Origin of the sequence: Streptomyces sp. NBC_00669 (genome assembly GCF_036226785.1) — a bacterium.
Classification (GTDB): Bacteria; Actinomycetota; Actinomycetes; order Streptomycetales; family Streptomycetaceae; genus Actinacidiphila.
On sequence record NZ_CP109018.1, the window covers coordinates 4082501 to 4095281 of the forward strand.

Annotated in this window: 8 protein-coding genes (1 of these 8 only partly in view); 3 read left to right on the forward strand and 5 right to left on the reverse strand. The window is 73.5% G+C overall.

The window, feature by feature from the left end:
- Window positions 1-156, reverse strand: partial view of a MarR family winged helix-turn-helix transcriptional regulator gene (locus tag OG896_RS16865; protein WP_328467425.1) — the beginning only. The gene continues 405 nt to the left of window position 1, outside the view; 156 of the gene's 561 nt are visible here — the first part of the coding sequence; the start codon lies at window positions 154-156; its stop codon lies beyond the left edge, outside the window.
- A 169-nt stretch (window positions 157-325) separates the two neighbouring features.
- On the opposite strand from OG896_RS16865, the gene OG896_RS16870 reads away from it, so the two are divergent.
- A complete protein-coding gene (locus OG896_RS16870; RefSeq protein ID WP_329374075.1) occupies window positions 326-1630 on the forward strand; it encodes an MFS transporter in 1305 nt (434 codons plus the stop codon).
- Window positions 1631-1756: 126 nt separating this feature from the next.
- On the opposite strand, the gene OG896_RS16875 is transcribed toward OG896_RS16870, so the two are convergent.
- Both OG896_RS16875 and OG896_RS16880 read right to left on the reverse strand, forming a co-directional pair.
- Window positions 1757-3493 (reverse strand): SpoIIE family protein phosphatase, encoded by a 1737-nt coding sequence (locus tag OG896_RS16875; protein ID WP_329366321.1) that lies wholly within the window; start codon window positions 3491-3493, stop codon window positions 1757-1759.
- A gap of 113 nt (window positions 3494-3606) precedes the next feature.
- The gene (locus OG896_RS16880; protein WP_329366323.1) at window positions 3607-4956 is read right to left on the reverse strand and encodes an NAD(P)/FAD-dependent oxidoreductase; all 1350 of its coding nucleotides are present in this window, start codon (window positions 4954-4956) and stop codon (window positions 3607-3609) included.
- A 320-nt stretch (window positions 4957-5276) separates the two neighbouring features.
- Between OG896_RS16880 and OG896_RS16885 the strand changes: the two genes are divergently transcribed.
- Window positions 5277-6143: a TetR/AcrR family transcriptional regulator gene (locus OG896_RS16885; protein ID WP_402442610.1), complete on the forward strand. Its 867-nt coding sequence runs from the start codon at window positions 5277-5279 to the stop codon at window positions 6141-6143.
- A gap of 370 nt (window positions 6144-6513) precedes the next feature.
- Window positions 6514-8382, forward strand: coding sequence for a sigma-70 family RNA polymerase sigma factor (locus tag OG896_RS16890; RefSeq protein WP_329374077.1), 1869 nt, complete (start codon window positions 6514-6516; stop codon window positions 8380-8382).
- Between the two features lie 24 nt (window positions 8383-8406).
- Here OG896_RS16890 and OG896_RS16895 read toward each other — a convergent pair whose 3' ends face one another.
- Together OG896_RS16895 and OG896_RS16900 are read right to left on the reverse strand one after the other, a co-directional pair.
- Window positions 8407-9135, reverse strand: a complete 729-nt coding sequence (locus tag OG896_RS16895; protein ID WP_329366325.1) for a DsbA family oxidoreductase — start codon at window positions 9133-9135, stop codon at window positions 8407-8409.
- A gap of 84 nt (window positions 9136-9219) precedes the next feature.
- Window positions 9220-12699, reverse strand: coding sequence for an AfsR/SARP family transcriptional regulator (locus OG896_RS16900; protein WP_329366327.1), 3480 nt, complete (start codon window positions 12697-12699; stop codon window positions 9220-9222).
- Window positions 12700-12781 lie beyond the last annotated feature (82 nt).

The following is a 12781-nucleotide window of genomic DNA, read 5'->3' on the forward strand; positions in this document are numbered from 1 at the left end:
GTACGCGACGTTCATCCGGCGGTTGAGCCGCCCGAGGGCGGTGACCACCTTCTCGACCTGCGGATCGACCTCCGGGAACTCGCGTTGGTAGGCGGCGATCTGTTCGTCGAGGTCCAGCTCCTGCGGTGCTCCCGCGGGGCCTGGGGCTGCGGTCATGCCCCTGAGTATGCCATGGAAAGACATTGCACTAAAGCCCTTCCCTGTGTAGTCTTTAGCTTCGAAGTTTACTTCTGAAGTCTTCACTCCGAAGCTGTTGCGGCTCCGGGGGCGGACTGTGGCTGCGCTGCGCCCGGACAGGGCGCGGCCGTGAACGAGTGAGGTGAGTGTGACCACCGCGATGGGCGCCGCGCTGCGCCGTATCCAGCTGGGGAACGCGTTGAGCGCGTTCGGCAACGGCTTCACCGTGCCCTTCACGTTTATCTACGTGTCGCAGGTGCGCGGGCTGGGTGCCGGTACCGCGGGCGCGGTGCTGGCGACGTTCGCCGTCGCCGCGCTCTTCGTGCTGCCCTTCACCGGTCGGGCGATCGACCGGCGCGGTCCGGTCCCGGTCGCCGTCGTGGGCACCGCGCTGGCCGCGTGCGGCTCGCTCGGCCTCGGGCTGTCCGGCAGCGAGGCGGGCGTCATCGCCGCGGCGGGCGCGCTGGGCGCGGGGATAGCCGTGGTGCAGCCGGCGCTGGCGACGATGATCGTGTGGTGCTCGACCACGGCGACCCGGTCGCGGGCGTTCGCCATGCAGTTCTTCCTGAACAACCTGGGGCTGGGCGTCGGTGGGCTGATCGGCGGGCTGATCGTGGACACCGCGCATCCGTCGTCGTTCATCCGGCTGTTCGCGATCGAGGCGGCGATGTTCCTGGTGCTCGGCGCGGTGATCGCCACCGCGCGGGTGCCCGGGGCGCCTCGCCTGGCCGCCGGCGACCGGTCGCAGACCGATGGCGGCGCCGCGGGCGGTTGGCGGACGATGCTGCGGGACCGGGCGATGGTGATGGTCTGCGTGCTCGGCTTCGTGATGTTCTTCGCGTGCTACGGACAGTTCGAGTCGGGACTGTCGGCGTTCGCGGTGGAGGTCACGCACATCTCCCCCGCCACCCTGGGGACTGCACTTGCAGCCAACACCGCGGTCGTGGTGCTGGCGCAGTTCGTGGTGCTGCGGGTGGTGGAGCGCCGGCGGCGCAGCCGGGTGATAGCCGCGGTCGGCCTCGTGTGGGCAGTGGCCTGGATGGCTGCCGGTGTATCCGGCCTGATGCACGGCAACCACACGCTCGCGGTCGCCGCGATCATCTCCACCTACGCGCTGTTCGGGCTGGGTGAGGCCATGCTGGCGCCCACCGTGAATCCGCTGGTGGCCGACCTGGCGCCGGACCGGATGGTGGGGCAGTACAACTCGGCGTTCGCGCTGGTGAAGCAGCTCGCCCTGGCGTTGGGCCCGGCGGTGGCGGGTGTCATCGCGGCGGCCGGGGCGTATGACGCGTACATCGTGATGCTGGTGGTGTGCTCGCTGGCGATATCGGTGACGGCGCTGCGGATGGCGCGGCATCTCTCGCCGGTGCAGGACAGTCCGCTGCCGGCGGTCCGGGTGGTGGCGCAGTCGGTGCGTCCGGAGCCGGTGGAGGCCGAGCGCATACCGGGCTGAGCCGCGGGTCGTACCGCGCGCACCGCGACCCGGTGCGCGGTGCCGCCCGTTCGGTGCCGGGTGGGGCGACCGCGGCCGGGCAGGCGGGTGCGGCGGCATTCGGAGGCCGCCCGCTCCGGCCGCCGGTCACATCGGCAGCGCGAACTCGCACCAGACGGCTTTGCCGCCGCCCGGGGTGCGGCGGGAGCCCCAGCCGGTGGCGATGGTCGCGATGATCGAGATGCCCCGGCCGGCTTCGTCGGCGGGGTCGGCGCGGCGGCGGCGCGGAAGGTGCTCGTCGCCGTCGGTGACCTCGATGATCAGGCGCCGGTCGGTGCGTCGCAGCCGTAGCCGCATGGGCGGGATGCCGTGCTTGAGCGAGTTGGCGACGAGTTCGCTGGCCGCGAGGACACCGAGGTCGCGTAGTTCGGTGGGGAAGCGCCAGGAGGCGAGCACCCCGGTGGCGAAGGCGCGGGCGCGGGGCGCGGCCTCCACACCGCCGAGCAGGTCGAGTGAGGCGTTGCGGAAGAGTTCCGCGTCGGCGCCGGTGTGGTCGGGGTACTGCAGGACGAGCACGGCCACGTCGTCGTCGTGTTCCGAGGTGACGCCGAGGGAGCGCAGCAGCCGGTCGCAGATCACCTGGGGTGCGCCGGTGGCGCCGGCCAGGGCGCGGGTGAGGGCGGTGACGCCTTCGTCGATGTCCTGGTCGCGGCGTTCGATGAGGCCGTCGGTGTAGAGCACCGCGGTGCAGCCGGGGCCGAGCGGGACGGTGCCGGAGGTGTGAATCCAGCCGCCGGTGCCCAGGGGCGGTCCGGTGGGTTCCTCGACGCAGTGCACGGTGCCGTCGGGGTCGCGGATGAGGATGGGGAGGTGGCCGGCGCTGGCGTAGTGCAGGCGGCCCTCGCTGGGGTCGTGGACGGCGTAGACGCAGGTGGCGATCTGGGTGGCGTCGATTTCGGCGGCGAGCTCGTCGAGGAGCTGGATCACCTCGTGCGGTGGCAGGTCTAGCCGGGCGTAGGCGCGTACGGCGGTGCGGAGCTGGCCCATCACGGCGGCGGCGCGCACTCCGCGGCCCATCACGTCGCCGATGACCAGGGCGGTGCGGCCTGCGCCGAGGGTGATGACGTCGTACCAGTCGCCGCCGACGGCGGCGTCGGTGCCGCCGGGCTGGTAGGTGGCGGCGACCCGGAGGTCGTCGGGTTGTTCGAGCTCCTGCGGCAGGAGGCTGCGCTGGAGGGTGACGGCGGTGTCGCGGAGGCGGCGTTCGCTCTCGCGGAGGCGTTCGGCGGACTGCACCTGGTCGGTGACGTCGGCGCCGAAGACGAGGACGCCGCGCTGCTCGGGGTCGGCGTGTCCGGGCTGGACCGGGGTGCAGGTGAAGGTGAAGTAGCCCTCGCGGGTGGGTGTGCCCGGGGCGGCGTGGGCGCCCTGCGCGACCTTGCGGGCCTTGACGGTGCGCGGTTTGCCGCTGCGGTGGACCTGGTCCATCAGCGGGAGCAGGCCGAGTTCGTCGAGTTCGGGCAGGGCGTCGCGGGCGGGGGTGCCGGTGGTGCGGGGGCCGAAGACGTCGGTGTAGGCGTCGTTGACGAAGCGCACCTGGTGGGCGGGGCCGCGGGTGAAGGCGATGAGGGCCGGGAGCCGGCTGAGCACTCCGCGGACGGACTGTTCACTCGCGGGGGTGGTGTCGGTGGGTGCCGGGGCGGGTGGCCGGCCGTCGCTGTCGGATGCGCGGTCGCCGGGAGTGGTGGCGTCGCCACCGGGGGTGCCGGCTGCGGCTGCGCCGGTGGTGCCGGGAGTGGGGTCGCCGGCCTTGCCGCGCGCTGCTGGTACGGCACTGCGTCGCTGTGTTCCGGGGAGCCGGGCGCTCCAGCGCGTAAGGTTCAAACGTCCGATTCCTCGTTTTTGTCACTCTTTGCCAGTGCTGCTGCACGCGTGGTCACAGCCCCAGTGTGGCCGAACCGCGGCGCGGGCGGGAATCGCGGAGCGGCTGGGCGGGGTCAGGGTGCGTCGGGTTTGCGCTCGGAACCGGCCGCCAGTTCGAACTCGGCGCGCGGGTGTTCCAGCGAGCCGAGCGAGACGACCTCCCGTTTGAAGAGGCCGGCCAGCACCCATTCGGCGAGGACGCGGGCCTTGCGGTTGTAGGTGGGCATCCGGCTGAGGTGGTAGATCCGGTGGATCAGCCAGGCGGGATAGCCCTTGAAGGCGCGGCCGTGCACGACCGCGACACCTTCGTGCAGGCCGAGCGACGCCACCGAGCCGGCCGAGACGTGCCGGTAGTCGGTGAGCGGGAGGCCGCGCAGTTCGGCGATGAGGTTGTCGGCGAGAACGCGGGCCTGGCGCACGGCGTGTTGGGCGTTCGGGGGGCATTCGGCGCCGGGCTGCTCGGCGCTCAGGTCGGGCACGGCGGCTGCGTCTCCGGCCGCCCACACCCGCTCGGCGCCCTCCACCCGCAGGGCGGCGTCCGCGCGCAGCCGGCCGCGTGCGGTCAGCGGCAGCCCGGTGGCGGCGAGCAGCGGCGCCGGTTTGACGCCCGTGGTCCACACCAGGGTCCGGGTCGGCAGCCGGTCGCCGTCGGAGAGCACCGCGATCCGGTGCTCGCAGGAGTCGAGCCGGGTCTCCAGCCGGATGTCGATGTTGCGGCCGCGCAGCTCGCGCAGCGCGTAGCGGCCCATGGTCTCGCCGACCTCGGACAGGATGCGGTCGGACGCCTCGACCAGCACCCATTTCAGGTCGTCGGCGGTGATGTTGTGGTAGTACCGCACGGCGTAGCGGGCCATGTTCTCCAGTTCGGCGAGCGCCTCCACGCCCGCGTAGCCGCCGCCGACGAAGACGAAGGTCAGCGCGGCCTCGCGCACCTCGGCGTCACGGGTGGAGGAGGCGATGTCGAGTTGCTCCAGCACGTGGTTGCGCAGCCCGATGGCCTCCTCGACGGTCTTGAACCCGATGCCGTGTTCGGCCAGGCCCGGCACCGGCAGGGTGCGGGAGACCGAGCCGGGGGCGATGACCAGATGGTCGTACTGGATCTCCAGCGCATTGCCGCCCTCCTCCACGGTGACCAGCGTGTCGACGGTGGCGGTGCGCTTGTCGGGGTCGATGCCGCGCGCCTCGCCGACGACGATCCGGCACTTGTCAAGCACCCGGCGAAGCGGCACTACCACATGCCGCGGCGAGATCGAGCCGGCCGCCGCCTCGGGCAGAAAGGGCTGGTAGGTCATGTACGGCTGCGGTTCGACGACCACGATGTCGGCCTCATGGCGCTTCAGCTTGCGCTGGAGCCGCAGGGCGGCATACATCCCGACATAGCCACCGCCGATGACGAGAATGCGCGGTGTGCTTGTCCTGGCCATGACTGCCGACTCCGTCGTCATTGCTCCATGACGCAATGGATCAGAGTCGTTTGTCCACAGTACGGACACGACGATTCCGGGGAATCGGCAAGGAGCCAGGTCAGCGGGGGCGAAACGAACCGGTTTGGCGGCGGTAACGGATGACACCCGTTCCGGGCGGCGCATGCCGCCATGTGGCGGACCGCAAGCAGCCCCCCTTCTTTCTGGCCGCGCCCTCAACTATGTTCGTATCTCGTAGTACCGCGCCACTGGCGCGGCGATCTTCACAATGGGTGAGGAGTCTCCGGGGGGAGACATTGATTCACCGGGGGATGGGACAAATGCACATTCAGGACTCTCAACGCACTTCGGCTGCCGGTTCGGACCATCGCGGAGGCGTTGCGCGCCCAGCGCCACTCCGCGTCGATGCCCAGCGCAACCTCGAGCACGTACTCCGCGCCGCACGTGAAGTGTTCGGCGAACTGGGATACGGCGCACCCATGGAAGACGTGGCCCGGCGGGCCCGGGTCGGCGTCGGCACGGTCTACCGCCGTTTCCCCAGCAAGGACGTCCTGGTCAGACGGATCGCGAAGGAGGAGACCGCGCGCCTGACCGAGCAGGCCCGTACCGCGCTCGGGCAGGAGGACGAGGCGTGGTCCGCGCTCGCCCGCTTCCTGCGCACCTCGGCCGCGTCGGGCGCCGGGCGGCTGCTGCCGCCGCAGGTCCTGCGGGTGGAAGGCGGAGCGGGCGGCAAGGACTACCGCCCCGGCGGTGACGAGCCGGTCCGGGTGCCGTCGCAGCGCACCCCGATTGCGGTGGCCGCAGCCGGACCGTCCGACCAGGGCGTCCCGGTCGGCGCCGACCACACCGCCGACCACACCGGCGTCCACACCGGTCTGCACGGCGGTCGCGCCCGCACCGAACCGCGGGCGGACGACGACGGCATCGGCACCCTGCTCGACGTCGTCGGGCAGCTCGTCGAACGAGCAAGGCAGGCGGGCGAGTTGCGCACCGACGTGTCGGTGGCCGACGTACTGCTGGTCATCGCCACCTCACCGCCCGCGCTGCCCGACGCCCACCAGCAGGAAGCCGCTTCGGCACGGTTGCTGGACATCCTGCTGGAAGGACTGCGCCCGCGGTCCGGCGACCCCCTCACGGAACACGTCACGGAGCTCAACCACCACTCCGGCAGCGACCCGATCGAGTGACAGTGGAGGATGTGTGAACGGTGCGACCACGGATGAGTGGTTCCACCGGAAGACATGACACCGCGCTCGGGTCCTGTGTCACGCTTGCCCCGTGGATGAGGCTAACGGCGAGTCCGGCTCCGCACCCGCGGACCCGGTGACCGGCGACGCGGCACCGCCGCGCAGGGTGCCGGGACAGCGCGACCCGTTCGCACGACCCGAGCCCGCCGCCGCGGAGTCCGTTGCCCCGGAGTCCGCTTCGGCTTCGGCTCCGGCGACGATCCCGGCCCCTGCCGCAGCGCCCGCAACAGGCCCTGCGGCAGGGCCCGTCGGGTCGGCCGACACCCAACTGCCGGCCGACGCCGACCTGCACGCGGCGGCACACCCCGGCATGGAGTCCGGCGCCGACTCCGCTGCGGACACCGGTGCCGGCACCGACCCGGGCACTGGCCGCACGGACGCCGACCTCGACGACACCCAGCCGACCGGGACCGTACCCGCGCAGCCGACCGGGCCCGGCGGCCTGTCGACCCCATCCGGCTACTCGGACGCCGAGTTGGTCGACCAGGTCAGGGCCGGGCAGGACCACGCGTACGAAGAGCTCTACCGCCGGCACGCCGAGTCCGTACGCCGCTACGCCCGTTCGTGCTGCCGCGACGCCCACACCGCCGAGGACCTCACCGGCGAGGTCTTCGCCCGTACCCTCCAGGCCATCCGCGGCGGCAGCGGACCCGAATCCGCCGTACGCGCCTACCTGTTGACCACGGTGCGCCGGGTCGCCGCCACCTGGGGCAACACCGCCCGCCGGGAGCAACTGGTCGAGGACTTCGCGGTGTTCGCGGTCACCGCGGCGGGCTCCACCGTCACCGACCGCAGCGCCGACCTCGGCGCCGACGTGCGCGCCATGCACGAGGCCGAACGCTCCCTGGCCATCCGGGCGTTCCGTACCCTGCCCGAGCGCTGGCAGACCGTGCTGTGGCACACCGCGGTGGAGGACGAGTCGCCCAGCGAGGTCGCCCCGCTGCTCGGCCTGACCCCCAACGCGGCGGCGGTCCTCGCCCATCGCGCCCGGGAGGGGCTGCGCCAGGCATATCTGCAGGCCCACGTCAGCAGCACGCTCACCACCGAGGGCGAGTGCGCCCGCTACGCCGACCGGCTCGGCGCGCACGCCCGCGGCGGCCTGCGGATGCGCGCGGACCGGGAGTTGAACCGCCACCTCAAGGAGTGCGCGCGCTGCACCGCCGCGTCGGCCGAACTCGCCGACCTCAACTCCGCGCTCAAGGGGCTGCTGCCGGTCGCGTACATCGGCTGGTTCGCCGCGGCCTACGCCGCCAAGACCGCCGGGATCGTGGTGGCGGGCGGAGCGGCCGCCACCGCGGCGGCGGGAGGCGCGGCGGCCGCGGCCACCGGTTCCGGAGGCACGGCGGGCGCGGCAGGAGGCGCCGCGGCGGGCGAGGGACTGGGGGCACCCGCGAAGGCGGGGATCGCCGCGGCCGTGGTGGTCGCCGCCGCCGGGGTCGCCTTCGCCTTCGCGCTCACCGGCGGCCACGAGAAGGCCCCGGCGAAGCCGCAGGCCAAGCCGCCGGTCACCGTACCGGTCACGGCCGCGCCACCGCCGAGCCCGGCGCCCAAGCCGACCCCGAAGCCCGTGGTGCCGCCGCCACCGGCCCCGTCGGCGGCACCCGTGGCGACCACACCGCCGCCCAAGCCCAAGCCGACGCCCAAACCCACGCCGAAGCCGACACCGCCGCCGGCCAAGCCCACCCCCAAGCCGACGCCGACGCCGACACCGACCCCACCGCCGCCGGCCCCGACCGCGTACAAGGTCAACTCACTGCCGGTCCAGGGACTCGGCGCGAACTCCGACGAGCCGGCGATCGTCCCCCAGGGCCTGGGCAACTGGTGGTGGGACCGGACCAGTCCCAGCATCGGCGGCACCACCTACGACCACGGCATCACCGTGCACGCGCCCTCCACGGTGAACGTCGCCCTCAACCGCGCCTGCGTCTCCTACGACGCCCGCGCGGGCATCGACGACCTGGTCAGCCCGCTGCTGCGCACGTCGGTCACCTTCGCGGTGTACGCCGACGGGAGCCGGCTGTGGTCCTCCGGCCCCGTCCACCCGGGCGACCCCGCCGTGCCGGTGCACGTCGACCTCACCGGCCGCAAGACGCTTCAACTCGTCGTCACGCCGGCCTCGGGCGGTCTGTCCTTCGGCAACCTGGCGGACTGGGCCGACTCGGTGATCACCTGCCAGTGACGCCCAGCGGCCCACCGCCAGGCGTCACTTGACCGCGCAGACCCCGTCGACGCACCCGTCACCGTCGGAGCCGTCGGAGCTGTCGGTGCCGTGGGAGCCTTCGGCGGTCGGCTGGTCCGCGGCCGTCTCCTGCGCCACCTGCTCCAGGGCGCGCAGGAACGTGGAGGTCTCCTGGCCGCCCTGGACCGCCCACTGCCCCTCGAACACGAAGGTCGGCACGGCGGTGATACCGACCGCGCGGGCCTGCGCGATGTCGGCGACGACCTCGTCCGTGAGGGCGTCGCTCGCGAGGAAGGCGGTCACCGCCGCGCGGTCGAGACCGGCGGCGACGGCGGCGTCCGCCAGCCGGTCGGGGTCACCGATGTCCAGGCCCTCGGCGAAGTGCCCGGCCATCAGGTTTCCCTTGAGCCGGTTCTGGGCGGGGGCGCCGTACTCGTCGAGGGCGAAGCGCAGCAGCCGGTGCGCGAGCAGCGAGTTGTTCTCCAGCACGGAGTCGAAGTCGAACGTGAGGCCCTCGGCGGCACCGAGCTGGGTCAGCCGGTCGTCCATGGCGACGGCCTGGGGACCGTATTTCGCGGCCAGCACCTCGCGGTGCGGACGGGGCTCGTGCGGGGCGTCCGGGTCGAGCTGGAACGGCCGATAGACCACCTCGACCGTGTTGCCCTGCGGAAATGCCGCCAGCGCCCGTTCGAAGCGGGACTTGCCCACGTAGCACCACGGACAGGCGATGTCCGAATAGATCTCGACCTTCACGGCACTCACTCCCAGAACCCGTCAACGAAAATCCGATTGAAACATCAATAACTCTTCAACGGAAAACCGCCCGACCCGGCCTGGCTATTCCCGGCCCTCTTCCGGTTCCGCCGCCCGCTCACGCGCCGGTCCGGCCGGTGCGGCCGGTTCGGCCGGTTCCGCCGCCCGCTCACCCGCCGGTCCGGCCAGTTCCGCCAGTTCCGCCACCGCCTCCGGCCGGCTCAGCCCCGCCCCGCACGCGCGCTGCCGGGCCGACTCCTCCGCGGTGAGTACGGCCGCCACCCGCGCCCGTACCTCGTCGTCCTGCGCTTGCTCGGGCACCGTCCGGGGCAGGCCGCCGCGGACCGTGTCCGCGGCGCCCGACATCCGCACCGCCGAGCGCGCGTCGCCCAGCTCCGCCAGGATCTGCGCGGCCGTGTCGAACTGGGCACCGACCACCGCCTCGGTGCAGCCCACCTCGGTCGCCAGCCGTACCGCCTCGGCCGCTTCGCGCAGCGCGGCCCGCGGGTCGCCCTCGGCGGCGGTGAGCCCGGCGGACAGGCCGCGCAGCAGCACGTGGAACATCGGCGGCGGGGTGCCGTCGGCGATCCGCCCCACCGCCGTCTCGTACAGCTCCCTGGCCTCGCGCACGGCGCCCCGGCGCAGCAGGAACAGCGACCGCAGGTAGCGCACGTAGGTGCGGGCGTCCATCACCGCGTACCGCTCGGCCTCCTCCTCGGCCTCGTCCAGGAGCACACTGGCGTCCTCGTCGTCGCCGCAGCGGTGCGCCAGCTCGGCCATCCGTCCGAGCAGGAACGAGCCCTCGCTGAAGGCGCCCAGCTCGCGGCCGAGCCGGTACGCCGCGTCGAAACCGGCCCGGGCCGCGGTGTAGTCACCGCGGAGCGTCTCGATCTCGGCCCGGGCGCTGTGCACCTGGGCCCTGATCCAGCGGTCGCCCAACCGCCCGTTGAGAACGCTCAGTTCCTCCCAGTCCTGGTCGGCCCGCTCCGCGCCGCCGGGAGAGTCGACGGTCACGTGCAGCCGGAACATCAGCGCGGCGGCCAGCTCCCATTCGCCGCCGTGGGCACGGCAGTTCGCCACCACCCGGTCCGTCTCGGCGAGCACCAGCAGGCCGCCGTCGGACACGTAGAGCGTGAACGGCCAGAGCATGCCCGGGAAGCGCGCGGCGGGCCGGCCGGCTTCCCGGTACGCGGTGGAGAGCCGGCTCACCATCGCCTTCACCTCCGACGACGCCCACTGGTCCTCGGTGGCGCGGTCGCCCTGGACGAACAGCAGCAGCAACTGCACGTCGAGGCGCGGCCAGTACATCGGGTCGTCCGCGTCGTCCAGGTGGTCGACGCCGAGCGCGGCCACCCGCGTGAGCCAACCGACCGCCTCGTCACGGTAGTTGCGCAGCCACCAGAACCAGCCCATCGCCCGCGCGATCGCCACCGCGTCGGCCTCCGACCGGTGCTCCAGCGCGCGGTGCAACGCGGCCCTGACGTTGTCCAGTTCGGTCTCCAGCACCTCGAACCAGAGCAGTTGGTCGCCGCCGCGCAGCCGCGGATCGACGGTCGCGGCCAGCTCGCGGAAGTACGCGGTGTGCCGTTCGCCGGCCGCGGCCAGCTCGGCGGGATGCTCACGAGCCCGCTCCAGGGCGTACTCGTGGATCGTCTCCAGCAGCCGGTAGCGGGTGCCGGCGGCACGGTCGTGCTCGGCCACCACCAGGGACTTGTCGACGAGTTGGGCCACCGTGTCCAGCGCGTCCGGGCCGCACACCGCCTCGGCCGCGGCGAGCGTGCAGCCGCCGGCGAAGACGCTCAGCGAGCGCAGCGTCGTACGCTCCCGCTCGTCCAGCAGGTCCCAACTCCAGTCCACCACCGCGCGCAGGGTCTGCTGGCGCGGCAGGAGGGTGCGGCTGCCGCCGGTCAGCAGCCGGAACCGGTCGTCCAGCCGGTCGGCGATCTGCCGGGGGGACAGCGCGCGCAGCCGGGCCGCGGCGAGTTCGATGGCCAGGGGCAAGCCGTCCAGCCGACGGCAGATCTCCTGGACCGCCGCGACATCGGTGCCGGTGGTGTCCTTCGTGTCCTTGGTGTCGGTCGTGTCGCTGTGGGGGCGCCCGGACGGGTCCTCGGCCAGATCCTCGGGCGGGTTCGGGTACGGCGCCGCATGCGGGCGGGCGGTCCTGGCGCGCTCGGCGAACAGCCGGAACGCGGTCCGCGGCGGCAGCGGCTCCACCGGGCGGACCAGCTCCCCCGGCACGCCCAGCGGTTCGCGGCTGGTGGCGAGGACGGTCAGGTCCGGGCAGCGGGCGAGCAGTTCCGCGGCCAGGTACGCGGCGGCCTCGATCAGGTGCTCGCAGTTGTCCAGCACCAGCAGCAGCCGGCGGCCGGTGCAGTACTCGACCAGCCGCTCGATCGGGTTCTCGGTGTGCGGCTCACCGCTCAGCGCGTCCCGGGCCGGGCCGAGGACGAAGGTGTCGCGGCGGCCGAGCGCGCTCAGCACGGCGTGCGGGATGGCGTGCGGATCGTCCAGCGGGGCGAGTTCGGCCAGCCACACGCCGTCGGGGTAGCCGTCCTGCGCGGCCTCGGCCGCCTCCTGGGCCAGCCGGGTCTTCCCGGAGCCGCCGGGCCCGGTGAGGGTCACCAGCCGCGCGGCCCGTATGTCGGCCCGGATCGCGGCGAGGTCCGTCTCCCGGCCGACGAAACTCGTCAGCCGGGCCCGTAGGTTGCCGCGCTGCGGACGGTCCGGCCGGGCGGCGGCGGTCCCGTGCGCATCGGGTACGGGCCCCTGCGCATCGGATGCGGTCCCGGGCGGGTCGGCGGTCCCGACCCGCCCGGCGGTCCCGACCCGCCCGGCCGGCTCCGGCGACTCCAGCAGTTCCGCGTGCAGCGCCCGCAGCTCCGGTCCCGGGTCGGCCCCGAGCGTGTCGGCGAGTACGGTCCTGGCCTCCTCGTACGCCATCAGGGCGTCGGCGCTGCGGCCGGTCGCCCGCAGCGCGCGGATGAGCTGCGCGTGGAACGGCTCGTCCAGCGGGTGCGCGGCCACCGCCTCCCGCAGCGCGGGCAGTACGGCGGCGGTCTGCCCGCGGGCCAGTTCCGCCTCGAACTTCGAGCGGAGCGCGGCCAGCCGCAGCGCGTCCGTGCGGGCCGCCGCCGCGTCGCGGTCCGGCAGGTCCGCGAGCGCCGGGCCGCGCCACAGACCGAGTGCCCGGTCCAGGGTGCGGGCCGCGCTGTCCGGGCGGCCTTCTCGCAGCTCCGCCTCGCCCGCGCGCAGCAGCGCCTCGAACGCGAACAGGTCGACGCTCTCGCGCGGTGTGTTCAGCCGGTATCCGCCCGGCTCCGACGCCACCGCGTCCCGGCCGAGGGCTTTGCGCAGGCGCGCGACGAGGGCCTGGAGGGCACCCGCCGCGTCAGCGGGAGGGTCTTCCGTCCACACCTCGGCGATCAGCGACTCGGGCGGGACCGGGCGGTTCGCGTGCGCGGCGAGGACGGTCAGGACGGTACGGACCTTCGCGCCGCCCAGGGGCAGGACGGTGCCGTCCTCCGACCTGGCCTCGGTCACCCCGAGCACGAAGTAGCGCACGCCGTCCATTGTCCCTGCCTGCGGCCGGGCGAGGGGTCCGCTCCCCCGCCCCCGCCCTCGAAACCCGGGCCCGCTCGGCACG